The sequence below is a fragment of the Actinoplanes hulinensis genome (assembly GCF_019429605.1).
Lineage (GTDB): Bacteria > Actinomycetota > Actinomycetes > Mycobacteriales > Micromonosporaceae > Actinoplanes > Actinoplanes campanulatus.
In genome coordinates this window covers 160,008-184,669 of record NZ_JAHXZI010000005.1, presented here as the reverse complement: position 1 = coordinate 184,669, position 24,662 = coordinate 160,008, and the positions used below count along the sequence as shown (strand labels likewise).

Here is a 24,662-nt window from a genome sequence, read left to right as displayed (position 1 = left end):
GCACCCAAGTGTAGTTTTGGGAAACGCCGTTTCGCTAGGGGGAACCCGGATGCCCGGTTCTGTTCGTGTCGCCGCCGCCCAGATCGAGGCCGGCCAGGATGTCACGGAGAATCTCGCCGCCTGCCTGCGGGTCATCGACGCCGCGGCCGAGCAGCGGGCACAACTCGTGGTCCTGCCCGAGTTCTGCAACCATCTCTCCTGGTACGCGTCTCGCGCCCAGGCGCACGAGCGGGCCACCCGGCCCAGCGGCGAGTTCCTGACCGCCATCGCCGAACGGGCCCGCCGGCACGGCATCTGGATCAAGATCAACCTCACGCACGCCCACCCGGACGGGACCACCGGCGGCACGAACTTCCTGTTCGATCCGGCCGGCGAGGTGGTCGGCACCTGCGACAAGCAGACCCTGATGGGCGCCGAGAACGACTTCCTGGAGCCGGGTGCCACGGTCGGGCCGGTGCTGGAGACGCCACTCGGGCGCATCGGGATGTACGCCTGCATGGAGGGCGTCATCAACGAGGTCGCCCGCGGGCTCGCCCTGCGCGGCGCCCAGGTGCTGCTCAACAGCCTGAACAGCTTCGCTCTCGACGAGGCCGACCTGCACATCCCGGTCCGCGCCGCGGAGAACAAGGTGTGGGTGGTCGCCGCCAACAAGGTCGGGCCACTGCTGCCGCGTGACGAGCTGCCCGCGATCGCCGAACGCCTCGGGGTGCCGCCGGAGTGGCTGCACGGGGCCGGCGAGTCGCAGATCGTCGCGCCGGACGGCACGGTCGTCGCGAAGGCGCCGCGCACCGGCGAGGCCGTGGTGGTCGCCGACATCGACCCCACGCTGGCCGACGACAAACGGCGACCGGACGGGACGGACATCTTCGCGACCCGGCGCCCCGAGCTGTACGGGCCGATCGGCGAGCCGCCCGCCGGACGCCGCCGCCCGCCCGGCGCGCCGGTGTTGCGGAGCGCGGTGGTCCGCGACCCGGCACTCCTGCGCGACGCCGTCGACAAGGGCGCGCAGCTGGTGGTGATGCCGGAATCGGCCGGCGACCCGGCGGCGCTCGCGGCAGCCCTCGACGGCACCGGCGCCCACGTCGTCACCACCGCCCTGGAGGACGGCGTCCCGACCGGGCTGCTGATCTCGAGCGACGGCATCGTGGCGCGACAGCCCCGCTTGCACGGCCGGTCCGGCGATGTCGGCCGGGCCGGCGGAATCGGCGCGGCCGGCGAAATCGGCACGCCCAGCACGACGGGCGCGTCCAGCACATCCGAATCGTCCGGCGCGGGGATCGTCCCGATCGACCTGGAGTGGGGCCGCCTGGCGATCATCGCCGGTGACGACGCGCTCTATCCGGAGACGTTCCGGCTGGCCGCGTTGCTGGACACCGACGTGGTGGCGGTGCCCTACGACGCGCAGGAGGACTGGGAACTGGCCCTCGGCCTGCCGGAGCGCGCCGCCGAGAACCGGCTCAACCTGGTCGTCGCCACCCCGATCGACCAGCCCGCCGCGATCCTCGCGATGACCCCCGACTTCACTCTCTGGACCAGGTGGGAGGGGCCGTTCACCGGCCGTATCTCCACCCCGGTCCGCACCGACATCCCGGCCGGTGAGGCGAGCGGCGCCGCCGAGGTCGCTCCGGCACAGGCCGCGAATCGCCTGGTCTCACGGAACACCGACCTTGTCGACGGCCGTCCTTGGCGCCTGGTCGACGCATTGACCCGCTGACGACACAGCGACTCGGTCACGGCAGTGGCTCGGCATGACGCATTGACTTGACTTCATACACGCATTGACTTGACACAACGCATTGATTCGATAACGAAGGGTGCACATAGTGGCCGAGACGATCCGGCACGTAGAGGACATGGTCGACAACTCGCCGGCCATCGACGTGCACGACACGTTCAACTTCTACCGGCAACTCCTCGCCGATCTCAAGGCGAAGATCGACGCCCGGTTCGAGTTGAAGCGTGACCCGTCCACCCTGGGTCTCCAGACGTACGGCAGCTACCCGGACGGCCCCGGCGGCTCCCTGGAGGCGTACTCCGGACCGGAGATCGACTGGATGGTCCACTCGTGGATCGGCAACCCGGGCGCCAGCTTCGCCAACCTGCACCTGACCGCCTGGCTCGGCCCGCAGGTCAAGGTGCCGCACCTGGGCATCGCGCTGCTGGTGTGGCCGGGCGGCTGGTTCTACTTCGACTCGGTGCCGCGGACCAACCTGGTCGAGGACGGCGAGTACTACGACAAGTACTACGAGCCGGTCAACGAGGAGTGGCTGGAACTGCGGGGCGACCCGGAGTTCGACTACTTCGTGAGCCGGGCCGGGTTCATCCGGGCGAGCCTGTCGCCGACCGCGTACTGCTTCTCGTTCGAGCGTTCGCAGCGCAACCTCGACATCGTGGCGGCCCGGGCGCACGCGCACGTGGACCGCTGGCTGCGCTGGGTAGACGAGGCCGAGCCGGTGCCGGCGGAGGAGCAGGCGGCACTGGCCGCGACCGACGAGACGATCCGCCGCAACATCGCCGAACGGGACCCGGCGAACGTGATGGGGGTCCGCTTCTTCGGCGAGGAGACCACGAACAAGCTGGTCCGGGCCCTCTGGGGCGGCGACCGCGAGCTGCCGCGCCCCGGGGCGACGAAACCGGCGGCCCCGAATCAGGCGACCGGAGAGCAGGCCACGGACCAGGCCACGGACCAGGCCACGGACCAGGCCACGGACCAGGCCACGGACCAGGCGACCACGGAATCGGCGGCCGGGTGATGAGCGTCCGTTCGGTCTGGTGGGCAACCACGATCCCCGGCGCGGACAAGCCGTTCGACACCGCGCATCTGCGGGTCTTCTACCCGTCGAAGCCGACCGGCTCGGACGCGGAACGGCTGTCGGGCGTCTTCCCCGCCGATCCGGCACACGCCCCGTACCCCGTGGTGTTGATCGTCTCCGGGGTCAACGTGGGCCAGGAGGCCTATCGCTGGCTGGCCGTGGAACTCGCGTCGCGGGGCTATGTCGCCGTCACCTACGACTGGGTGGGTGAGCTGTTCGGCGGCTTGAAGGGCATCACGCCGGGCGTCGAGCTGGCCGCCGCGAAGCCGGACACCTACGGGACGCGGGCCACCACCCCGTCGGTTCCCGCGGTGATCGACGCCCTGCGGACGATCACCGGGCCGGTGGAGGGCCTGCTGGACCTGGACAACGTGGCGCTGATCGGGCACTCCGCCGGCGGCACGGTCATCCTCCAGAGCGCCCGCTTCTTCCCCGAGGTCAGGGCGGTCGCCGCCTACGGCACCCACACCATGGTGGCGACGATGCTCGGCTGGCCGGCCGGCACGGTTCTCCCCGCCCAGGTGGACTGCCCGGTGCTGCTGATGAACGGCGAGAACGACGGCGTCATCAACGGCTCGGCGGACCGCTACGGCGAGGACGCCGCGACCAGGCGGGATCCGATCAGCCGCACCTTCGACGAGGCGCTGCCCTCCGCGGACGGCGCGAACGTGCAGGTCACCTTCGCCGGGGCGAACCATTTCGCGATCGTGCACCCGGTCGACGACACCGCCGCCCGGGCGTTCCTCGATTCCGAGGCCACCACCGATCCGGCGGCCACCCGCGCCGCCCTGGTGGACGTCACCGCGGCGTTCCTCGACGTCCACCTGCGCGGCGCCTCCGGTGACGCGCTCGACAAGGCCCTCCAGAACCCCGACATCGCCGGCATCCGGCGGAGGTAACAGCCATGCTCAAGAACTTCTGGTACGCGGTGGAGTTCTCCGACAAGGTGACCACCAAGCCGGAGCGGATCACGGTCCTCGGGCAGTACCTGGTGATCTACCGGACGCCGAAGCAGGGACGGGTCGTCGCGCTGAGCGATCTGTGTGTGCACCGGGGGGCCGCGCTCTCCGGCGGGTGGCTCAACGACGACAAGATCGTGTGCCCGTACCACGGTTGGGAGTACGAGCCCGACGGCGCCTGCGTCAAGATCCCGGCGAACCTGCCGGGGCGGGGCATTCCCAAGAAGGCGCGGGTGGATTCGTACCCCGTACAGGAAAAATATGGTTTTGTCTGGGTCTTCATGGGCGATCTCCCGGAGGAGGAGCGCCCGCCGATGCCGGTGTGGCCGGAATTCGACGACCTGGTGGAGAACGGCGGCAGGTTCCGCACGGTGACCGGCGAGTTCCTGTGGAAGGCCAACTACGAGCGGATCCTGGAGAACGGCTGCGACATCGCGCACGCGCCGTTCGTCCACGCCGGACGGTTCGGCAACCCGGACATGCCGCAGGTGCCGGACTACGAGGTCGAGCATCCGGACGAGTGGTCGGCGTTCGCGACGGTGGATCTGCACCCGCCGAAGCCGAGCGGTCTGTGGGGCAGGTTCGGCCGGCTGATCGGCAACGATCTGAAGAAGCGGCCGCCGGTCACCACGTCGGCCGGCTGGATGCTGCCGAACATGATCAAGCTGCACGTGCGGCTGCCGATCGGCGACATGATCATTTACGACACCAACATCCCGATCGACGAGACGACCACGCTGGTCAAGTGGGTCGCGCTGCGCACCTTCTTCACCGGGAAATGGGCCAACAGGGACGCCATCAACCGGACCATGCGGATCTTCTACGAGGACGCGGCGGTGGTCGACAAGGTGCGGCCCGAGCTGCTGCCCTTCGACCTCGGCGCCGAGCTGCACATCAAGAGCGACATCATCGCCGTCGAGTACCGCCGCCGGCGCCAGGAGCTGGCCGACAAGGGCTGGCTGCTCAACGAGGAGGATTTCATCACCGGTGACGTGCCGAGACGCACCGCCACGGTGATCCCCTCGCCGGCCCGCCGGGAGAGCACAGAGCTGTCCCGCGCCTGGGTGCACAAGGCCCGTGGCGAGCACCCGACCGTCGCCGCCGCCCGCCTGATGGGTGCCAACCCTGAGGAAGAGAACAAGTGAGCCTGCCCGAAGCACTCTCCGACACCACGCTCGACAAGATTCTCGCCCGCTTCGCGGTCTCGCTCGACTCCGAGCGCGCGCTCACGTCGCCGATGAGCCCGGCCCCGGTCGGCAAGATCAAAATCTGGCGGGGTACGGGCACCGTCGTCAAAGTCGTGAACGTGTCGCTGGTCGTACCGATGATCGGTCTGGACAGCCACATGATCTTCGCGTTCACCGCCCCTGACTCGGGCGTGCCGCACTTCACGCTGGATTCGGTGGCCAACGGGGAGAACTATGCGTTCCACCTCGACCTGATCCCCCGGATCGACCTGGCCACGTCGCTGCCCTACCTGGACGAGGTCTACGAGCCGCTGACCGCCCTGTACCAGGAGGTCAGCGCCCGGGACGGCCTCACCGCCGCCCACCTCACGCCCCGGCAGTATGCGCTCATGTCGCCCTGGATGCTCGTAAATCGGGCGAATGCCGAGGCTTTCGAAGGGATCGGCGACGCGGTCGACGGCTACTTCACCCACTGGGCCTCCCTGGTGGAGAGCGGCGTCAAGGCGGAGGGCACCGGCGTACGGGACGCCGCCCACCGGGAGCTGCTGTTCAGCCCGGAGATCGACCCGGTGTGGAAGCAGACGGTCCGCCTCCTCGGCGAGGAGCAGAGCGAATCGGTACGCCTGGCCCTGGTGAGCAATGACTGAGCCGTCCACCTGGCAGAAGAGGATCGCCGGGGAGTGGCACGGGCGGCCGTCGCTGTTCAACCACAACGGCACCTGGTGCGGATTCGAGGAGATCCGGCGGTCGTCGGACTTCATCGACGGCGTCACCACGTACAAGATGGATGGTGGTCTGATCGGTGGCGGCCCGCTGGCCGGGCAGTTCCGGCTGGGCGCGCCGTTCTCGTTCGGTGTCGTCGACTCGGACGCCAACCGGGTCTACACCGGGCCGGACTTCTTCGGGACCGGGCAGCCGTACGGGTCGTTCGTCGACTCGCACTACTACGGGCCCGGCTGGCAGGTCGACCTCAACACCTGGAACCAGGTGCTGCCGGACGGGGAGACGCAGGTCTACTCGTCGGTGCTCCACCAGGGGTGGGCCGTGGTGGGCTGCTTCAACGGCCTCTACACACGGGTTCCCTCTCTCGTGGAGGACCTGATCGAGGCGGAGACCCGGAACGGCTCGGTGCCGTACATCCTGCCGACAAAGCAGGCCGGCACGTTCACCGGCGAGCTGGAGCTGTGGGGCGCCGATCAGAAGCTGCGCGGCGCCGTGTCGGCGTCCATCGCGCTGGAGCCGATCGACCTGCTCCGCACCCGGCGGACGGTGTCCTGGCAGGGCGCCGGCCTGGACCGGGTGTTCACCGCCGACACCCGGCGGGACGGCAACCGGCTGTTCTTCGAGGGGCCGCAGGCGTGGGGCAACGCGATCGGGTTCGGCCGGGCGTCGTTCCAGTCGCTGCACTTCACGGACGTGTGGAAGGTCAAGGCACGGGAGTTCTCGATCGACGCCGCGCCGGGCATGTCGGCCGGTAAGCAGCTCGCCGTCGTCTACGAATTGTTCCACGGCGGCAACCTGGACTCGGTGCTGCACGGTCTTCTGGAGTGGACCTCATGACGGTCGTGGTGGTCACGGGTGGGACGCGCGGGATCGGGCAGGGGCTGGTCCGCGCGTTCCTCGATCAGGGCGCGTCCGTCGCCTACTGCGGACGGACAATCCCCCCGGATGGACCGGCTGAGGCCCTCGCCGTGGCCGCTGACGTGACAGATCGGGCAGATGTCCGCAAGCTCTGGGATGCCACGGTCGACAAATTCGGAAAAGTCGATGTCTGGGTCAACAATGCTGGAATATCCAATTCGAGGCGTCCGCTGTGGGATCTTCCCCCGGCGGAGATCGATGCGGTCGTCGGGCTCAACCTCCGCGGGACACTGCACGCCAGCGCGGTCGTCCTCGAAGCGATGCTCGCCCAGGGCCACGGCGCGCTCTGGAACATGGAGGGGCTCGGCTCGAACGGGCAGATCGTGCCCGGCCTGACGCCGTACGGCGCGACCAAACGGGCCCTCACCTACGCCACCCTGGCGATGGCCAAGGAGCTGAAGGACACCCCGGTCAAGGTCGGCCTGCTCTCCCCCGGCATGGTCGTCACCGACCTGCTCATCCAGGACTACGACCCGGCCGAGCTGGAGAAGGCGAAGAAGATCTTCAACATCCTGGCCGACCGGGTCGAGACGGTCACCCCCTGGCTCGCCGCGAAGGTGCTGGCCGGCACGAGGAACGGCGGCCGGGTCGCCTGGCTGACCGGACCGAAAGCCGCCTACCGGTTCGCCACCGCCGGATTCCGCAAGCGCGACCTCTTCGGGGACGCCTGATGGACTATCCGATCATTCTCGCGCTCGAGGACTTCGTACCGGTGATCTTCGGGACCGTGGGTTTCGCCCTGCTCGCCCGGACCGCGCCGGTGGAGTCCGCGCGCAAGGCCGGCCTGGCCGGCGCCGTCCTCATCGGCGCCGGCGGCATCGCCAAATGCGTCTGGAAACTCGGGTACTCCGCCGGCGCCGGCGACTGGACGCTTCTCGAACAGGCGCTGTTCCCGCTGATGGCGGCCGGTGCCACACTGCTGTCCTGGTCGCTGGCGGTCACCGTCCGCCGGGGGAAGCCGACCCGGTTCTGGCCGTTCGGGCTGGCCTTCGGATCGTGTGTGGCCGGGTCGGTGCCGGCCGGCAGCCTCAACCCGCTCTTCGTCGCCGCCACGCTGGGCGTGACCGCGATCAGTGTGCTCGGCGCGGTCGTCGCGGGCCGGCACAAGCAGTGGTGGGCGGTGTCCCTCTACGTGCTCGGCCTGGTCCTGGTGATGGGCCTGGTGCCGCTGCGGTCGTCCGACGAGCATCACACGGTCGCCTTCCAGTGGCTCGAACAGTCGATCAACACCGCCGCGCAACTCTGCCTCCTGGTGGCCGCGTGGCTCACCCTCCGCGCTAGTCGTCCCGCACTGATCGGAGCCTCCCGATGACCGACGCCCTCGGCTGGCGCCGCAAGTTCGGCGTCATCGCCCCGTCCACCAACACGATCGTCGAGCCGGATTTCCACTCGATGGCCGTACCCGGTGTGACCTCGCACTTCTCCCGCATCCACATCCGCAACCAGAACCTGTCCGACGACGCCGAGTTCGAGAACCTGCTGGTCCAGATCCGCGCCGAGATCGGCTTCGCCTGCGAGCGGGTCCTCACGTGCGAGCCCGACTACATGGTGATGGGCATGTCCGCCGAGACGTTCTGGGGCGGCGTCGAGGGCAACCGGGAATTCGTGGCCCAGATCAGGGAGATCACCGGCCTGGACGTGGCCACCGGCGCCGAGGCGTGCGAGCGTGCCCTCAAGCTCTACGGCGCCCGCAGGATCGGCGTGGTCACCCCCTACCAGCCGGTCGGCGACGCCAACGTGGTCCGCTTCTTCGGCGAGATCGGTTTCGAGGTCACCGCCATCCAGGGCTTGAAGTGCCCCACCGCGGTCTCCATCGCCCACGTGACCGAGGACGAACTGCGCGCCGCCGTCCTCACCGTCAACACCCCCGACGTCGACGCCATCGTCCAGTGCGGCACCAACCTCTCCATGCTCCGCCTGGCCGACGAGGCCGAACGCTGGCTGGGCAAGCCGGTGATCGCCATCAACGCGGCCACCTGGTGGATGGCCCTCCGCGAGAACGGCATCAACGACAAGGTCTACGGCGCGGGCTCCCTCCTCCGCGACCACTGACCGCACCGCACGCTCAGCTGTCGGGGTCGAGGTCCGCGTTCCCTTCCGGTCGTTCCTTTCCGGTACGCGTGACCTCGCCCCGTCCATTTCAGGGCAGTTCCGCCCTGCCTCGCGATCTAGCTGCCCGCTCCGGCCCGTGCCGCGCCCGCCGGGCGCAGATCGGTGGTCACCCGAACCCCCGCAGCACCCTCGCCCACCGCCGCCGCCCGCGGCACCCTCGCTCACCGCCGCCGCCCGCAGCACCCTCGCCCACCGTCCCCGCGGCAGCCAGGGACGGCAGGCGCACACGCCCGCGGCACCGTGAGCACCCGCCTGGCCGATAACCTCGGCCACCGCACACGCAAGCCCGCCGTGCGCGCCCACCCACCCCACAGCGCCCCATCGTGCGCGCCCAACCGCGCGGCCGCGCCTCACGGGTGTGCGATTCACCTCAGTTTGCGGGCCGTCAAATTGATCGAATCGTTGCCGGGGCCCGATAGATTCGCCCAGCTCACTCAGGTTCCCGGTGACCCGGATCAGGAAAGAAGATCAATGAAGAAGACTACGCTCCAGGCCGGTGCCGCCGCCCTGGCCGCCGCCGCCATGCTGCTCGCCGGGTGTGGCAGCTCCGACTCGAGCGACACAGGGTCCAAGAGCACGCCGGCCGCCACCCAGGCGACCGACAACGGGGTGGCCGCTCTCACCGCCGACGAGATCCTGGCCAAGGCCAAGGAGGCGCTGAAGAAGGCCGGCTCGTTCCAGGTCAAGGGCAGCCAGACGTCCGAGGGCACCACGGTCAGCATCGATTTCCGGATCTCCGGCGACGACTTCGCGGGCTCGATGTCGATGGGCGAGGGCGCCGACGTGGAGCTGCTGTCGGTCGGCGGCAAGCAGTACATGAAGCCGGCCGAGGGCTTCTGGGCCATGCTCGCCGGCCCCGAGCAGGCGAAGAAGATGGCCGCGGCCACCGGCGACAAGTGGATTCTGGTGCCGGCCAAGGACGAGACCGCGACCGGCCTGTTCGCCGCCGGGAACGTCGACGAGCTGCTGAAGCCGACCGGCAAGCTGGCCAAGGGCGAGGCCGCGAAGGTCGGCGACACCGCGGTGATCACCCTGACCGACGCCGGTGACGCGACGGCGAAGCTGTTCGTGGCGACGACCGGCGACGCGTACCCGGTCAAGATCGGTGCGGACGCGGCGGGCGACGGCATCCTGTTCAGCGAGTTCGGCGCGACCTTCGCCGACATCAAGGCGCCGGCCGCGGGCGAGTTCATCGAGAAGTCGAGCCTGGGCAAGTAGTCCTGCCGGATCGGGGGGTGTGGGACCGGCCCCGCGCACAGCCGGGCCCACACCCCCCGAACCGTCCCCTCCCGCTCGAGAGATGCGGGCGGGAGAGGACGTCCTACTGGAAGCCCGCCATCCGGCGCCGGCGTGCCGGCAGCATGACGAGCAGGCCGATACCGGGCAGGAGCAGAGCGCTTCCGATCAGTACGACGGTGGCCCACTCCATGCCGGGCCCGGTCTTGGGCAGGGCGCCCGCGGCCGCGCTCGAGCTCTTCGACGAGGTCGCGGTCGCCGACTTGGTGGACGACTTGGTGGACGTCGCCGTCGGCGAGGTGCTGGTCCCACCACCGCCGGTGCCGAACGCGATCTCCACCTGGACCTTGTTGGCGGCCACCTCCTCCTCGCTGTGGCTGGACGGAAGCAGCTGTGCCGCGATCACACAACCGTCGTCGCAGGTCTTGGCCCCGTCGCTCCACGATTTGGCGATGGTGAGGGTGAGCGTCTTGGTCTTGCCGGAGCCGTCGGTGGACACGAATTCGGCGCCGCCGGTGAGGTTGCAGTCGGTGGCGGTGGCCGGGTCGGCGACACACTGGCCGAGCGCCAGGTCGGTGAGCCCGGCCGTGAACCCGGTCCCGTAGACGGTGATCTTCTCCCCGTCGGCGATGCCGCTCGTCTTGGAGACGTGCAGTTCGGGCGCGGCCAGGGCCGGGGACGTGTCGACGAGCACGACCGTGACGGCGCAGATCAGGCCGGCGGCGACCGAGGCGGCCAGCCGGCGGAGGTGGCGGGTAAGGACCATCGATGAAACCTCCATCATGGGTACGGCCGGTCAGCCGGCCGGTTCTCCGGATCGGGCCACGGCAGCCTGGTCGGTGCCGAGGTAGGACAGGACGACCGCGGGGTGGTTACGGACCTCGTCCGGCGTCCCCTGAGTGATGACCGTGCCTGCGTCCATGGCGATCAGCCGGTCGGCGACGCGCGACAGCAGCGGCAGGTCGTGTTCGATGACGAGGATCGTGGTGCCGAGTTCGGCGCGGACGCGCAGCATCAGGTCACCGAGGGCCTTGCCGTCGGCCTGGGTGAGGCCGGAGGACGGTTCGTCGAGAAGCAGCAGCCGGGGACGCAGGGTGAGCAGACAGCAGAGCTCGACGACGCGCCGGGTGCCGGTGGACAGCTCCCCGACCGGCCGTCCGGCCAGCCAGTCCAGCCCCATGGCCTCCAGCGCGGCATCCGCCTGAGCCGCCTTGACCGTTTCCGATCGCTCATCACCGATCAGGTCGGCGGCCAGCCGCACCGGCGCGATCCGTTCGGCGGCGACCATCACGTTCTCCCGGACGGTCATCGCCGGAAAGAGCCGCGCGTCCTGGAACGATCGCACCAGCCCGGCCCGCGCCCGCCGCTCCGGGGTCCAGCCGGTAACGGCGCGCCCCTGATACCGGACCGCACCCCCATCGGCCGCGGTGAACCCGGCGAGAATCTCGAAGAGCGTCGTCTTCCCGGCGCCGTTGGGCCCGATGATCCCGACGATCTCACCGTCGGTCACGGTGAACGTGGCGTCCTGCACAGCCCGCACCCCACCGAACGACCGCCGGATCCCGGCCACCTCCAGCAGCGGCCCGCTCTCCTCCCCGGGTACCCCAGGCTCTGCCCGCTCCAGCGGCTCAGCGGGCAGCCGCGCGATGTTCCAGAGCCGAGGCCGCTCCGCCGCAAAGATCGGCCGCGTCTCTTCCACATCGACAGCGCCCACACCGACGCCGCCCACACTGACGGCACCCACGTTGACGCCGCCCGCATTGACGGGGTTCGTGCCGGTTGGGCGGCGTTCGCGTAGGCGGGTGACGGCGCCCGCCAGATCGCGGAGCCTGCTGTCGAGGCCGCGGCGCGAGCCCCACGCGGCGAGGCGGCGCCCCAGGCGGGGGACGCTGCCGGCGAGGAAGCCGCCCAGACCGTCCGGCATGAGGATGACCACGAGCAGCCAGCCGAGGGTGAGTGCCGCCTGCCCGGGGATCCCGAGGGGATAGAGCAGCGGCAACCCCACGATGATCACCGATCCGAGGAGCGCGCCCCCGGCGCGGGCCAGCCCGCCGACGACCGCGATGGCGACGACGTCGATGCTCGCCCCGGCCGGGAAGTTGTTGATGCTCAGCTGCGACTGTCCGAAGCCGATCACCACGCCGCCGAGGCCCGCGAGGGCGCCGCCCACGGCGTACGCCTGAAGTTTGCGCAGAGGGGCCGTCACGGTGAGTGCGCGTCCCGCCTCCTCGTTGTCGCGCAGCGCGAGCAGGAGGCGGCCGAAGCCGCCGCCGCTGAGGCGGGCCGTGACCCACCAGCCGAGTCCCAGGAGCAGCAGGGTGAACAGGTAGTAGTCGGTGGCGACGCCGACGACGTAGCCGTGCCACACCGGGTAGGGCGTGTCCAGCCCGTCGCCGAGCAGGAAGGTCTGGCGCAGCAGCCAGCCGCTGGTGGCGAGCGCGAAGGCGAGGGTGGTGACGCCGAGGGCGACGCCGCGCAACCGCATGGCCGGGATGCCGACGAGGGTCGCGGCGAGCCCGCCGGCCGCGCAGCCGGCGACGGTGCCGAGGAACATGTTGCCGGTGAGTGTGGCGATCTGGACGGCGACGGCGGCGCCGATGCCGGCGAAGCCGAACTGGCCGAGCGACAGTTCGCCGGCGATGCCGGTCACCAGGATCACCGACAGCGCGACCAGCGTGTATCCGCAGATGGTGGTGAGGATGGAGGCGGTGGCGTTGCTGACCACGTAGGCGAGCCCGACGCCGAACGCCGCGAGCAGCGCCAGCCCGGCCCGGGAGAGAACGGAGGCCGCCCTACGTTCCTGACGGGGCCAGGGCGCGCTCTGATCGTCACGGCGGCCGCCCTGCCGCTGGCGCAGCAGCGACACCAGGATGGCGAGCCCGAGGACCACATCGACGAAACCGCTGCCCTCCTTGGAGAGCAGGACCTGCTCCAGGACGCCGACGCCGAGGGATGCGCTGAACGCGATCGGCAGCGACGTCATCCGGGCGATGACCGCGCCGGCCAGGCCGCGCAGCAGCAGTTGGGGGCCGAGCGACTCGATCGACTGCACGCCCTGGGTGGGGGTGAGCAGGATGGCCGAGAAGGCGGCGATACCCCCGGCGACCGCCCAGGCCAGGGTCGCCATCCGTGGCGCGGGCACGCCGTCGACGGTGGCGGCGTCCGGGTTGTCGGCGGCGGCGCGGATGCCGATGCCGTACTTCGTGCGCCGGAGGAAGAACGCGAGCGCGGCCAGCAGCACCGGGGTGAGCAGCAGCATGGCGGTGAGCGACGAGCCGACCGCGGTGGTGCCGATGTTGAAGGCGGGCAGGCCGGGCGGTTTCGGGTAGGTGGTGCCGGAGAAGCTGTCCCGGGACACCAGCAGCGCGATGACCAGGATGAACTGGGACAGGCCGAGGCTGGCGATCATGCCGATGACGCGGGGCCGCCGGTAGAGGCGCCGGACGATCACGATCTCGGTGAGCGCGGCGAGCCCGCCGGCGACCACGATGGCGACCGGGAAGGCCAGCCAGTAGGGCATCCCGGTGGCGAACCGGGCGAGCACGGCGGCCCCGAAGACGCCGATGGCGCCGTGCGCGAAGTTGACGAACCGGCTGGACCGGTAGACCAGCACGAGGCCGACGGCGAGCAGCCCGTAGGTGAGACCGGTGAACAGCCCGACGGTGAGCCGGTCGAGCCCGAGATCGAAGCCGAGGAGTGTCATGCCGCCGCCACTGCGACGAAGCGGTGGCCGTGCCGGAAGAAGCTCATGCGGCATGCCCTCCGAGTACCAGGCGGCGGGCCAGATCCGGGGATTCGCGCAGCTCGGCCGGGGTGTGTTCGGCGATGATCGTGCCGTGCTCCATGAAGAGCAGCCGGTCGGCGACCGACATGGCGACGTTCACCGACTGTTCGATGAGCAGTGTTCCGACCCCGGCCGTGGCCAGCCGCCGGATGAGTTCGAGCAGTCCGCCGACCACGACCGGGGCGAGCCCGAGGGAGAACTCGTCGATCAGCAGCACGTCGGGCCGCTGGATGAGCGTCTTGGCGAGCACCAGCATCTGCCGTTCCCCGCCGGACAGGGTGGAGGCGGGCTGGTCGGCGCGGGCCCGCAGCCGGGGGAAGACGGCGAGCGCCCCGTCGACCGAGGTGGTGGGTTTCTCGTCGCCCCGGTTCACCGGGTAGGTGTGCATGCGCAGGTTGTCGCGTACCGAGAGGGAGCCGAAGGCCTGCTGGCCGATGACGGTGGACATGCCGAGCCGGGGCCGTTCGGCGCCGGGCACGCCGGTGACGTCGAGCCCGTTGAGGAGGACGGTGCCGGCGCTGGGCCGGCTCAGCCCGGAGATCATCCGGACCAGGGTGGACTTGCCGACGCCGTTGGGCCCGCACAGTGCCACGGTCTCGCCGCGCCGGACGGCCAGGTCGATGCCGAACAGCACCTGGATCGAGCCGTAGCCCCCGGAGAGCCCGGTGGTCTGGAGGACGATGTCACTGGCCAAGGGGGGTCACCGGCCCGTCGTAGGTGAAGCAGGCGCAGCCGGTGTCGTACTTGAGGATCCGGTAGCCGGTGCCGGCCGCGTACCCGTCGGGTCCGAGTTCGCCGCCGAAGCCGCCGGCGGTGCTGAACGCGGGTCCCAGTGCCCGGGCGGCCGTGCCCCAGGCGGCGGCGTTCAGGTTGGGCCCGAGGTTCGCGGCGGCGCCCTGGAGCAGCAGCGCGGCGTCGCAGTAGGTGAAGGCCACCCGGGCGTTCTCCCGTTTGGCGAAGGTGATCCCGGCCTGCTGGTAGATGTCCAGGCACTTCTTCTCGGCGTCGGTGCCGGGGAAGGCGAGCCGGGAGTCCGGCACGTCGTTGGCCGGGGCGAACCCGATGCCGACCATCCCGGCCAGTGACTCCGGCGGCACGGTGCCCGGGTTGTTCACCATGAAGATCGGGCTGTCGAAGGTGGAGATGCCGTACCGGGCGGTGAAGCTCTGCGCTTTGGCGCTGGTCATGAAGAACGGCGCGAGCCGGGCCCCGCCGAGGAAGAACACCCGGTCGATCCTCTTCCCGCGGAAGTTGACGGCCGCCTGGGACAGTCCGCTGTTCAGGGTGCCGAGGCTGGTGGTGTCGATCCAGTTGACGGCGACCGTGACGCCCGCCTCGGAAAGCAACGGGACGACCAGTTCGTCGTACACCGATTTGTTGGCCGGCGTGTCGGCGGCGACCAGACCGGCCTCCTTGCGGCCGTCGAAGAACTTCTGCTGGACCAGAACGGACAGGAACGACGTGGCGAAGGCGTCGTACTCCGGGTAGGAGGCGGTCCACAGGTACGGGTCGAGCTGGGTGAACGTGGCCCGGTCGTCGGCGATCAGGGTGGCGTCCAGCATCAGGGTGCGCCGCTGCGCGTAGCAGGGCCGGGCGTTGGACTGGAGCTGTCCGGTGAGGACCACCGCGAACGCCTTGTCGTCCTGGGTGATCTGGCTGCACAGGGTGGTCTCGGCGGCCGGGGAGTCCTTGCTGGCCTCGTACTCGCGGTAGACGGCCTCCAGTTCGCGCCCGGCCACCCCGCCGTTCGCGTTGACGTACGTCTCCAGGGCTTCGACCTGCTCGGCCGGCTTGCCGACGTCGGCGTTCTTGAAACCGGTCATGGAGGCGGTCTTGGTGAGGTCGGTGCCGATGAACACGACCTTCACCGTGTCGTCGGTGACGCCGGGTCCGGTGCCGGCCGCCGACGCCCCGCCGGCCGAGTCCGCGCCCGGCATCAGGGTGCCGCAGCTCGTGTAGGCGAGCGCCGCGGCCACCAGCACGGCGCCGGCCCGGACCAGCAGCGGCCGGTCCAGCGGGCGGCGCGGCGATGGCGATGTCATTCGTCGTCCTCCTCGAAGAGGGTGAGGTCCCGGGGGTAGCGCCGGGCCATCACGTGATCGAGCGCGTCCAGGTCGAGCACGGAGTCACCGCCGCCGGCCGGGCGTTCCTGGCCGACCAGGGCGCGCAGCGTCTCCAGGCTGAGCTGGGCGCCGGCCATCCGGCGCAGCCGCCGGGTGCCGGGCGCGTCGTCGAAGACCAGGTAGGCGCCGAGGCTGCCGAGGCGGACGACGGACGGCAGCATGGTCTGCGACGGGTCGGCCCAGGCCAGTTCGATGCCGCGCCGGCGGGCCCGCCGCAGCACGCCCCAGGCGATCAGCAGCAGGCCGGCCGCGTTGATCAAGAACAGACCCCAGGGGTACGCCTCGCGCGTGAGCCGGGCCTGGGCCAGTCCGCTGACGTCGACCGTCACGACGTAGCGGCCGAACGCGGCGAGGGGCAGCTCGACCGGCACGGTGAGGGTCCGGCTCTGGCCCGGCCCCAGGTCGGTGATCTGTGCCCGGTGGAAGACGTTGTCGTCGCCGCCTCCGCCGAGGCGTACCTGTGCCGTGGCGTTGACCAGCGTCGACGTGCTCGGGTTGCGGATCGTGTAGACGAGAAGCAGCCGGTCGGGGGCGCCGAACCAGGCGGCCGCCGTGCCGCCGGTCAGCCGGGCGTCCTGGACGACCAGGTCCCGGACCGGGTCGGCGGTGCGCGGGATCTGCCCGCTGGCGTGGCCGGTGATGGTGAGCGGCAGGTTGACGGTCGCGTCGGCGTCGCCCTGTACGGCGGCCACGTGGATGACGCAGGGGCAGGCTTTGGGGGGTTCGCCGACGAACAGGTCGACGACGAAGGTGCCGTCCGGGCGTACCGGGGTGGCCATCGAGGCGCGGGTGTCGCAGGCGGCCGAGCCGGTCACGCCGCCTTCGCCGCAGGTGACGAACTGGAGCAGCTGGGACGGTTCCCAGCCCTCTCCGGTGACCCGGATCTTCTCGCCCGGCGACGCCTCGGTGACCGAGAGCCGGGCGACCAGTCCGCTGGCCCGGGCCGCTGCCGCCGGCGTGACGAGCGCCAGCACGACGAGCAGGGACGTGAGGAACCGCCTCATCGAGACGCCACCAGCCCACGTGGCCGGACCTCGCGGCTGCGGATGCGGCGGCGGGCGGCCCAGACGACCGATCCGATCAGGACAGCGAGGATGACGGCGCCGCTGTACGAGTAGACGAAGGCCCGGTCGGTGCGGCGGGCGTAGACACCGCCGTCGGCTCTGACCACGACCGAGGTGGTGACGATGTCGAGCGGCCAGATGCCCTCGGCGGTCATGGCGAACCGGCCTTCGGAGCCGGGGACCATGTCGCTGGACGGCGCCGGCCCGGTCACCTTGACCGGATGCCCGAACAGGCCGGTCACGCGGACCGTGGCCCGCGGCATGAGGTGCACGTTGCCGACGTTCGTGACGGCGTACTCCAGGTCGCCCTTCACCGGCACCGGCAGCAGCGGCGATCGGATGTCCATCCGCAGGCTGGGCACCCCGAGGCCGGGCACGATGGTGCCGGCCACCCGCAGGTAGACGCGGGCCGCGACGGCACGCTGGATCTTCACGGTGGCGCCGCCGGCCCGGGTGACGGCGCTCGGCTCGGCCTCCAGGGCCACGACGCCGCCGACGTGGTCGCCGGGGGTGGCGCTCTGCGGGACGGTGATGGTGAACGGGATGTCCGCGCTGGCGCCGCCCGGGATGGTCACCTTCCCGGCGCCGGAGGTCACCCAGGCGCCGAGGTCGGTCTGCTGCCGGTCCTTGGTGCGCAGCGCGAACCCGCCGTCCTTGACCGTGTTGTACGCGTCCGCGCCGTAGATCTCGAACGCCTTCGGGTCCTTGCCGAGGTTGGTGACGCGTACCGATTCCTTGACGGTCTGGCCGGCGGCCGCGTCCAGGAAGAAGTAGAGGCGCGGGGTGGGCCCGGCGTTCTTGGCCGGGGTGGGCGTCACCGCCCACTCGCCGTTGCCGGTGGCCAGGGCCGGGGTGGCCGGGACGACCGTGAGGGCGGCCAGCGCCAGAGCCGCCGCGGCGATCTGGGTGATCCGGCCGATCCGGCTGATCCGCATGTCTGTCCCTCCAACGGCATGGCGGCCGGAAATTCGGAGAAGAGGGTGGGTGGGGACGGTGGCGGCCGTCCCCACCCGGGGTCCGGGTCAGCTCAGGGTGATCGTGAGCGTCGCCGTGTAGGTGCCCGCGAGCTGGTTCACGGGCACCGCCAGGGCCAGTTCGGCCGAGGCGTCGAACGAGCCGCCGGTGCCGGTCGTGGTGTTGACCGGTCCCTTGCAGAGGGTGGCGGCGTTGACCGCTTGACCCGCGGTGCCTGCCTCTGCCGTGACGGCGTTCGTGGCGCCGGGGTGGGCCACGCAGGCGGGCGTCCAGGTGAGGGCGCTCGCCGGGATGGTGCCGCCGGGCACACCCTTGAAGTCGGTGACCTCCGCCGTCAGGTCCCACCCGAGGGTGCTGCCGCGGTAGTCGGTCACGTTGATCGCCGAGAGGGTGCCCTCGGCGGTCTGCGCGGTCCCGTTCAGGGTGATGCCGTCGAACGCGATGGTGCTGGAGCCGGCGCCCCGCGACATCGCGAGCGCGCCGCCGTTCACGGTCTGCGAGAGCTCGTAGGTGAGGTCGCACTCCCCGTCGACGTTGCCGGTCGCCGCGGTGCAGGAGTCCGCCGAGGCGGTCCACGCGGCCAGGGCGAACAGCTGACCCGACGACGCGCCGATCCAGGCGGTCGCGGGGTCGTCGACGGTGAACGTGGCGGTGATGCCGCCGGTCGCCGTCGCGGTGGTGGTGACCGCCGCGTCGGCGGTGGCCGGGGGCGGCGGTGCGCCCGCGAGCGCCTTGTAGCCGCCGACCGTGACCGTACTGGCCGGGTTGAATCCGGTGCCCTTGACGGTGACGACGGTGCCGGCGCCGCCGCCCGGGGGCGTGATGGTGATCGCCGGCGTGCCGAGGATCGTGATGGATACGAGGACGATGCTGGTGCCGTCGGTGATCGCCACGGTGCGGTCGCCCGCGGTGGCGTTCGCCGGGACGGCCAGCGTGCCGGTGCCGGCGCCGGTGGCCCCGGTGCTTCCGGTGCCGCTGCCCTCACCCGTACCGCCGCCGGCGCTGTCCTTCAGCGACGCGGTGAGCGCCGCGTTCGCGGCCAGGCCGGTGACCGAGTAGTTGATGGTGTTGCCGGAGCGGGCCGCGGCGGTGCCGGTCTGCCCGGTGATCGAGGTGATGGTCGCCCCGCCGTCGAAGACGGTGACCGGCTGGACGATCGTGGTGGCCACCGGGCTCGCCTTGTGGTCCCGGTCGCCCTCCGCCGAACAGTAGGTGGACGCCGTGGTGTTGGCGAATTTGACCTGCTGGACGGTGAGGTCGAGGGAACCCGCCGCGCCGGCGGTGAAGGTGCCGGTGGCGGTGAAGCCACCGAGCTTGGCGTAGGCGGCGACGGCGCCGGCCGGGTAGCCGGCCTGGTTCAGCGTGACCGTTCCGGTCTGGGATCCGGAGATTCCGACCGTGACGGCCACCGGCACGGAGCCGGCGGTGAGCGGGACCGGGCCGTTGGTGGACCCCTCCGCCGCGGTGAACGACACGGTCACGGTCTGGCCGGGCTTCGGCGACGCCGGAGTCTGGGTCAGGGTGAACGTGTCCGCCCACGTGCTCGGGGAGGAGCCGGTGCCGGCGTCGCTGAAATAGATCCGGCACCCAAGGGAACTCGCGGTCGGCCCGTACGCGGCGGCGGGCGCCTGTACGGCGACGACGCCGACCAGGGCCAGTGCCGCGATCAGGGCCTTTCTTGCGGTGGATGTCATGGTGGTGCCGCGTCCCCTCTCTGACAGTGGGTGCGCCGCCTCCGACCGGCGGTGGTGGCGCTCTAGCGCGCGGTACGCATCCAGTCTCCCTCCCGTTTCCCAGAGGGAAACGGCGTTTTCTTTCTGCGTGGGATCAATGAACGCAGTCCGCAACACTCATGTCAACCCACCGACCAGCCTTATCCCGCCCTGCGATACACCGTTTCCCGAATCATCATCAGAATCGTCAGGCCGGAAACACGTCGGAAACCGGCCCACCGGACCCGAGCCGCCAGACCGCATCGGACAGCGCGGCCACCGCGTCGGCCGATAACGCACGCCGGGCGTTGCCGGTGAACTTCGCGGTCACCTCGGCGGCGCTCAGCGGATGCCCGGGCCCGCCGCGCGAACTGTCCACCCGGTGCTCCATCACCGCCCCGGAGCGGGTACGCACCCGCAGCACGCCGGCGAACGCACGCGGGAACGCGGCCGTGGCGGCCTCGTCGGCGTACATCCGCACCCGGGACGCCAGTTCCAGCCGCCGCGGGTCCAGCGCCACGAAGTCGTCCAGGCCCACACCCAGCCCGCCGCCCCCGGTCAGGGCCACCGCGAGGGTGTACGGCCCGGAGAACTTGGCGTGGTACCCGCTGCGCGGCCGGGCCTTCTCGGCGGCCGGCTCGGCGATGGTCCGCAGCACCGGCTCGGCCACCCCCAGCTCGGCGCTCTCCACCTCGTCCGGATCCAGTCCGGCCGCGCGCAACGCCAGCGCGCAGTCGATCCCGGCGTGGGTGAAATGATTCGACGGGTACGGCTTGAACACCGTCCGCAGCAGTTCCCAGCGCTCGCCCAGCCCGTCCGTGACGGCCTCCGGCGTGAACCGGCCGGTGTGTGCCGTGAAGAACCCGAAGCGTCCCTCCAGCACGGTCGGCGGGCCGGTCAGCCCCTCGGCGGCCAGCGTCGCCGCGACCACGCCGCCGTGCGCCGCCCAGCCGCAGTGCGAGCGTTTCACCGACCCACCGGTACGGTTCGCCTCCAGCACCCCGGCGCCCATCGACACGGCGATCCCGACGGCATCGGCGATCTTCCCGGCGTCCAGCTCGTACAGACGGGCCACGGCCACCGCGGCGCCGATCGTCCCGCAGATCGACGTGGCGTGCTGTCCGCGTTCGAAGTACAGGTTCGCGCCGGTCTCCGGATCGCAGCCGGCCATGCCGAGCCGGTTGGTCACCTCGATGCCGGCGGCGATCGCGGCGATCAGGTCGCCGGGCGCGCCGGCCTCGGCCGCGGCCAGCGCCGCCGGGACCACCGAGGCGCTCGGGTGCAGCACCGACGGCAGGTGCGTGTCGTCGAAGTCGAGCGAGTGGGCGAGCACCCCGTTCACGAACGCCGCGGACGGGGCGGGCAACCGGTCCCCGGAGCCGAGGACGGTCGATTCGGGCACGCCACCCCAGCGTCGCATCGCGCGGAGTGCGGCGGGCGCCGCGTCCGCGTCCTTCTCGGCGTACGCGGCCAGACTGTTCCCGAGCACGTCGAGGATCCGCGTCGGCACGTCCGCGCGCACCCGCCCGGGTGGGTCCACCTTGGCCGCGAACTCGCCCAGCTCCTGTGCGAGGGTCACGGGACCACCGCCAGCGGCCGCACCGGCGAACCCGTGGCGCCGACCAGCTTGAGCGGGGCCAGGATGAACTGGAACTCGGTCACCCCGGCGTCGGCCAGCTCACTGAGCAGCATCGTCTCCACGATGTTGATGCCTGCCTCGACCAGCAAAATCCGGTGCACCGGCAGGCTGGCGTGCCCGGCGCCGGGGGCGATGTGCTCGTAGGCGATCGTCTCCGCCCCGGTCACCGCGATCTCCCGCTCGGCCAGCCAGCGCGCGGCGTCCGCTCCGGGGCCGGGCACGCCGTCACGCGTACCCAGGAAGGTTTGCCCGTCCTGAAAATGGCGTGACCAGCCGGTGCCGATGAGGACCGCGTCGCCGGGGTTGACGGTGAGGTCGCCGGAGGCGGCCGCGAGGTCCTCGGCCGTCACCTCGTAGCCGGGCGGCAGCACCTCCACGCCGTGCACCCGCGCCACGTCCAGGAGGACGCCGCGGCCGACGAACGGCGGGAACTCGTCGATGCCGAGCCGGGCGAAACCGGCGTCGGACTGCACATCGGCCGCGACCACGCCGCCGTGCAGCAGGCCGTCCTGCGAGACGTGCGCCAGCGCGTCCACGTGCGTGCCGACGTGTGTGCCCATGACCAGGATGTCGTTGGCGGCCGAACCACCGCCGGCCCGCACCATGTCACCGTGCCTGCGCACCAGGGAATGGGTGTAGGCCGGATGGTTCGGCGACTGTGGCATCCCCTTACGCATCGGCTGCGCAAGGTCGAAAACTTTCACTGGATGACTCCTTCGGCCCTCAGCTTCGCCCGTTCCTCCTCGTCGTAGCCGAGGCCGGCGAGCACGTCGTCGGTGTCCGCGCCGCGCGGCCGGCCGGTCCAGCGGATCGAGCCGGGCGTCCGCGAGAGGCGGTACAGCGGGCCGGGCATGCGCACCGGCCCGAGCGTCGGATCGTGCGCGGTCGTCACCGAGTCGCGCGCGATGAACTGCGGGTCGGCGAAGACGTCCGCGATGTCGTAGACCGGGGCGATCGCGGCCTGCGCCCGCTCGAACGCCTCGGTGACCGTCGCCAGGTCGCGGGCGCCGATCCACCCGCTCAGCGCCTCGTCCAGCACGTCGGCGTGCGCGGCCCGGCCGACGCCGGTGGCGAACCACGGCTCGTCGATCAGCTCGGGGCGGCCGACCAGGCGCATGACCCGCTCGGCGATGGCCTGCGCGCTGGTGGAGACGGCGACCCAGCGGCCGTCGACGGTCCGGTAGGTGTTGCGCGGCGCGTTGTTGACCGATCGGTTACCGGTCCGCTGTTGCACCTGGCCGAGTTGGTCGTACACCATCGCCTGCATGCCGAGGACGGTGAGCATCGGCTCGACGATGGCCAGGTCGATGACCTGGCCCGTGCCTCCCCGCGCGTCGCGGTGGTACAGCGCTGTCATGATCGCCTGGGCGGTGGTCAGCGCGGCGATGCCGTCGGCCAGGCCGAAGGGCGGCAGGGTCGGGGGCCCGTCCGGCTCACCGGTGATGGCCGCGAACCCGCTCATCGCCTCGGCCAGCGTGCCGAATCCCGGCCGGTGGGAGTACGGCCCGAATTGTCCGTACGTGGTGACACGCGCGATGATCAACTTCGGGTTGATCTCGTGCAGGACGTCAGGACCGAGCCCCCAGCGCTCCAGAGTGCCTGGACGGAAGTTCTCGATCAGGACATCGACGTCCTTGAAGAGATTCCTCGCCACCTCAGCGCCTTTGGCCGCCCCCAGATCGAGGGTGACCGTCCGCTTGTTGCGACCCAGCATGGTCCACCAGAGCGGGACCCCGTCCTTCGCCGGACCGTGCCCCCGGGCCGGGTCACCCTTGACCGGATGCTCGATCTTGGTCACGTCGGCGCCGTAGTCGCCGAGGACCGTCGCGGCCAGAGGTCCGGCGAACAGGGTGGACGCGTCGACGACGCGGACACCCTCGAGGGGGCTGTGCATGCCACACCCTAACCGCTCTGTTCCATTAAGGGAAACCTCGTTACTGTGTGCGAAACACTCGTGGGAGGTTGGGCCGGATGAGCCGTTACGAACTGCTGGTACGCGGAGGCACCCTGGTCGTGCCCTACCTGGGAACGATCCGGGCCGACCTGGCCACCAGGAACGGCAAGGTCGCCGCGATCGCCGACTCGATCCCGGTCGAGGACGCCGACGAGGTCCTGGACGCGACCGGCAAACTGGTCTTCCCCGGCGCCGTCGACGCCCACTTCCACCTGGGCATCTACCGTCCGCTCGCGGTCGACGCGGCCGAGGAGACCCGGTCCTCGCTGGTCGGCGGCGCGACCACGGTGCTCTCCTACTTCCGCACCGGCCAGCACTACCTCAACAGGACGGGCGCCTACGCCGACATCTTCCCCGAGGTGCTCTCCTCCGTTGAGGGCCACGCGTGGACCGACTACGGCTTCCATCTGGCGCCGATGGACACCGCCCAGGTCGGCGAGGTGTCCTCGCTGGTCGACGGCAGCGGGGTCAGCTCGTTCAAGTACTACATGTTCTACAAGGGCTTCAATCTGTCGGCGAACTCGCGCGACGCCAAGTCGTTCACGATGAGCGACGAGTACGACCTCGGCCACCTCTACCAGCTCATGGAGGCGGTGGCCGCGGCCAACGCGGCAACGGACCGGCGGGTGTCCCTCTCACTGCACTGCGAACAGGCCGAACTCATGCGGCTCTTCATCGAGAGGGTACGAGCGAACGGCGACCCCCAGACGCTGAAGGCCTATTCGGAGGCCCGCCCGCCGCTGACCGAACGGGTGGCGATCGGCGAGGCCACCACCCTGGCCCGGGCCACCGACTGTGCCATCAACCTGCTGCACCTGTCCTCCGGCGAGGCCCTGGCCGCCGCCCGCGAGGCCCGGATCGCGATGCCGGAGGTCGACATGCGCTTCGAGGTGACCCTGCACCACCTGTGCCTCACCCACGAGGAGCTCGACGCGCAGGGCGGCCTCGGCGGCAAGGTCAACCCCCCGATCCGGTCGAGGAACGACACCGAGGCCCTGTGGGCCGGCGTCCTGGACGGCACCGTCGGCTGGGTCGCCTCCGACCACGCCTGCTGCCTCGAGGAGGAGAAGGGCGACGAGCTGTGGCCGGCGCTGCCCGGCTTCGGCGGCACCGCACTGCTCTACCCCATCCTGATCAGCGAGGGCATGCACAAGCGCGGCCTCTCCCCGGCCCGCGTCGCCGAGCTGGTGTCCGCGAACCCGGCCCGCGCGTACGGCCTGGACGGCCGCAAGGGCAACCTGCTCCCCGGCTTCGACGCCGACCTGGCGATCATCGACCCCGACCTGGAGCAGGAGGTCACCACCGGCCTGCTGCTCTCCGGCCAGGACCACTGCCCCTTCGAGGGCCGCAAGGTCCGCGGCTGGCCGGTGGCCACCGTCCTCCGGGGCCGCGTCGCCTACCGCGACGGCGAGGTCCTGGGCACTCCCCGCGGCACCTTCGTAGCTCGCTGAACCCGGGCCGAG

21 protein-coding genes are annotated in these 24,662 nt (G+C 70.9%); 11 read left to right on the top strand and 10 right to left on the bottom strand.

Going from position 1 to position 24,662, the window contains the following annotated elements; all coding sequences use genetic code 11:
• The first annotated feature begins 49 nt into the window (after positions 1 to 49).
• The 10 genes from KZ829_RS11440 (at position 50) to KZ829_RS11395 (ending at position 9,930) form a co-directional block, all read left to right on the top strand.
• Positions 50 to 1,714 carry a nitrilase-related carbon-nitrogen hydrolase gene (locus KZ829_RS11440; RefSeq protein ID WP_220143827.1) on the top strand — a complete coding sequence of 555 codons (1,665 nt, stop codon included), beginning with the start codon at positions 50 to 52 and terminating at the stop codon, positions 1,712 to 1,714.
• A 109-nt stretch (positions 1,715 to 1,823) separates the two neighbouring features.
• Positions 1,824 to 2,753 (top strand): oxidoreductase, encoded by a 930-nt coding sequence (locus KZ829_RS11435; protein ID WP_220143826.1) that lies wholly within the window; start codon positions 1,824 to 1,826, stop codon positions 2,751 to 2,753.
• Positions 2,753 to 3,712 (top strand): alpha/beta hydrolase family protein, encoded by a 960-nt coding sequence (locus KZ829_RS11430; protein ID WP_246635447.1) that lies wholly within the window; start codon positions 2,753 to 2,755, stop codon positions 3,710 to 3,712. Before KZ829_RS11435 ends, KZ829_RS11430 begins: the two co-directional genes overlap by 1 nt.
• Positions 3,713 to 3,717: 5 nt before the next feature.
• Entirely contained in the window at positions 3,718 to 4,917 is a 1,200-nt protein-coding gene (locus tag KZ829_RS11425) for an aromatic ring-hydroxylating dioxygenase subunit alpha (protein WP_220143824.1), read from the top strand.
• Positions 4,914 to 5,606 carry a hypothetical protein gene (locus KZ829_RS11420; protein ID WP_220143823.1) on the top strand — a complete coding sequence of 231 codons (693 nt, stop codon included), beginning with the start codon at positions 4,914 to 4,916 and terminating at the stop codon, positions 5,604 to 5,606. The genes KZ829_RS11425 and KZ829_RS11420 overlap by 4 nt, the downstream gene beginning before the upstream one ends.
• Positions 5,599 to 6,519, top strand: coding sequence for a hypothetical protein (locus tag KZ829_RS11415; RefSeq protein ID WP_220143822.1), 921 nt, complete (start codon positions 5,599 to 5,601; stop codon positions 6,517 to 6,519). Before KZ829_RS11420 ends, KZ829_RS11415 begins: the two co-directional genes overlap by 8 nt.
• A complete protein-coding gene (locus tag KZ829_RS11410) occupies positions 6,516 to 7,271 on the top strand; it encodes an SDR family oxidoreductase (RefSeq protein ID WP_220143821.1) in 756 nt (251 codons plus the stop codon). Before KZ829_RS11415 ends, KZ829_RS11410 begins: the two co-directional genes overlap by 4 nt.
• Positions 7,271 to 7,912, top strand: a complete 642-nt coding sequence (locus KZ829_RS11405; RefSeq protein WP_220143820.1) for a hypothetical protein — start codon at positions 7,271 to 7,273, stop codon at positions 7,910 to 7,912. The genes KZ829_RS11410 and KZ829_RS11405 overlap by 1 nt, the downstream gene beginning before the upstream one ends.
• Positions 7,909 to 8,652: a maleate cis-trans isomerase family protein gene (locus KZ829_RS11400; protein ID WP_220143819.1), complete on the top strand. Its 744-nt coding sequence runs from the start codon at positions 7,909 to 7,911 to the stop codon at positions 8,650 to 8,652. The genes KZ829_RS11405 and KZ829_RS11400 overlap by 4 nt, the downstream gene beginning before the upstream one ends.
• Before the next feature lie 531 nt (positions 8,653 to 9,183).
• Positions 9,184 to 9,930 (top strand): hypothetical protein, encoded by a 747-nt coding sequence (locus KZ829_RS11395; RefSeq protein ID WP_220143818.1) that lies wholly within the window; start codon positions 9,184 to 9,186, stop codon positions 9,928 to 9,930.
• Positions 9,931 to 10,033: 103 nt separating this feature from the next.
• On the opposite strand, the gene KZ829_RS11390 is transcribed toward KZ829_RS11395, so the two are convergent.
• The 10 genes from KZ829_RS11390 to KZ829_RS11345 all read right to left on the bottom strand — a co-directional run bounded on the left by KZ829_RS11390 (position 10,034) and on the right by KZ829_RS11345 (position 23,139).
• On the bottom strand, positions 10,034 to 10,714 hold the full coding sequence (locus KZ829_RS11390; protein WP_220143817.1) for a neocarzinostatin apoprotein domain-containing protein: 681 nt from the start codon (positions 10,712 to 10,714) through the stop codon (positions 10,034 to 10,036).
• A 30-nt stretch (positions 10,715 to 10,744) separates the two neighbouring features.
• Positions 10,745 to 13,651 carry an ABC transporter permease subunit gene (locus KZ829_RS11385; protein WP_220143816.1) on the bottom strand — a complete coding sequence of 969 codons (2,907 nt, stop codon included), beginning with the start codon at positions 13,649 to 13,651 and terminating at the stop codon, positions 10,745 to 10,747.
• Between the two features lie 43 nt (positions 13,652 to 13,694).
• Complete coding sequence (locus KZ829_RS11380) at positions 13,695 to 14,426, bottom strand: ABC transporter ATP-binding protein (RefSeq protein WP_220143815.1); 732 nt, start codon at positions 14,424 to 14,426, stop codon at positions 13,695 to 13,697.
• Positions 14,416 to 15,774 carry an ABC transporter substrate-binding protein gene (locus KZ829_RS11375; RefSeq protein ID WP_220143814.1) on the bottom strand — a complete coding sequence of 453 codons (1,359 nt, stop codon included), beginning with the start codon at positions 15,772 to 15,774 and terminating at the stop codon, positions 14,416 to 14,418. The genes KZ829_RS11380 and KZ829_RS11375 overlap by 11 nt, the downstream gene beginning before the upstream one ends.
• Entirely contained in the window at positions 15,771 to 16,859 is a 1,089-nt protein-coding gene (locus KZ829_RS11370) for a hypothetical protein (RefSeq protein WP_220143813.1), read from the bottom strand. The genes KZ829_RS11375 and KZ829_RS11370 overlap by 4 nt, the downstream gene beginning before the upstream one ends.
• Positions 16,856 to 17,854 carry a WxL protein peptidoglycan domain-containing protein gene (locus KZ829_RS11365; protein ID WP_220143812.1) on the bottom strand — a complete coding sequence of 333 codons (999 nt, stop codon included), beginning with the start codon at positions 17,852 to 17,854 and terminating at the stop codon, positions 16,856 to 16,858. The genes KZ829_RS11370 and KZ829_RS11365 overlap by 4 nt, the downstream gene beginning before the upstream one ends.
• A gap of 87 nt (positions 17,855 to 17,941) precedes the next feature.
• On the bottom strand, positions 17,942 to 19,588 hold the full coding sequence (locus KZ829_RS11360) for a WxL domain-containing protein (protein ID WP_220143811.1): 1,647 nt from the start codon (positions 19,586 to 19,588) through the stop codon (positions 17,942 to 17,944).
• 226 nt (positions 19,589 to 19,814) lie between these two features.
• Entirely contained in the window at positions 19,815 to 21,185 is a 1,371-nt protein-coding gene (locus KZ829_RS11355) for an MmgE/PrpD family protein (protein ID WP_220143810.1), read from the bottom strand.
• Positions 21,182 to 21,949, bottom strand: a complete 768-nt coding sequence (locus tag KZ829_RS11350) for a cyclase family protein (protein ID WP_220143809.1) — start codon at positions 21,947 to 21,949, stop codon at positions 21,182 to 21,184. Before KZ829_RS11350 ends, KZ829_RS11355 begins: the two co-directional genes overlap by 4 nt.
• The gene (locus KZ829_RS11345; protein WP_220143808.1) at positions 21,946 to 23,139 is read right to left on the bottom strand and encodes a CaiB/BaiF CoA transferase family protein; all 1,194 of its coding nucleotides are present in this window, start codon (positions 23,137 to 23,139) and stop codon (positions 21,946 to 21,948) included. The genes KZ829_RS11350 and KZ829_RS11345 overlap by 4 nt, the downstream gene beginning before the upstream one ends.
• Positions 23,140 to 23,216: 77 nt before the next feature.
• On the opposite strand from KZ829_RS11345, the gene KZ829_RS11340 reads away from it, so the two are divergent.
• Positions 23,217 to 24,650 carry a dihydroorotase gene (locus KZ829_RS11340; protein ID WP_220143807.1) on the top strand — a complete coding sequence of 478 codons (1,434 nt, stop codon included), beginning with the start codon at positions 23,217 to 23,219 and terminating at the stop codon, positions 24,648 to 24,650.
• Positions 24,651 to 24,662: the final 12 nt, after the last annotated feature.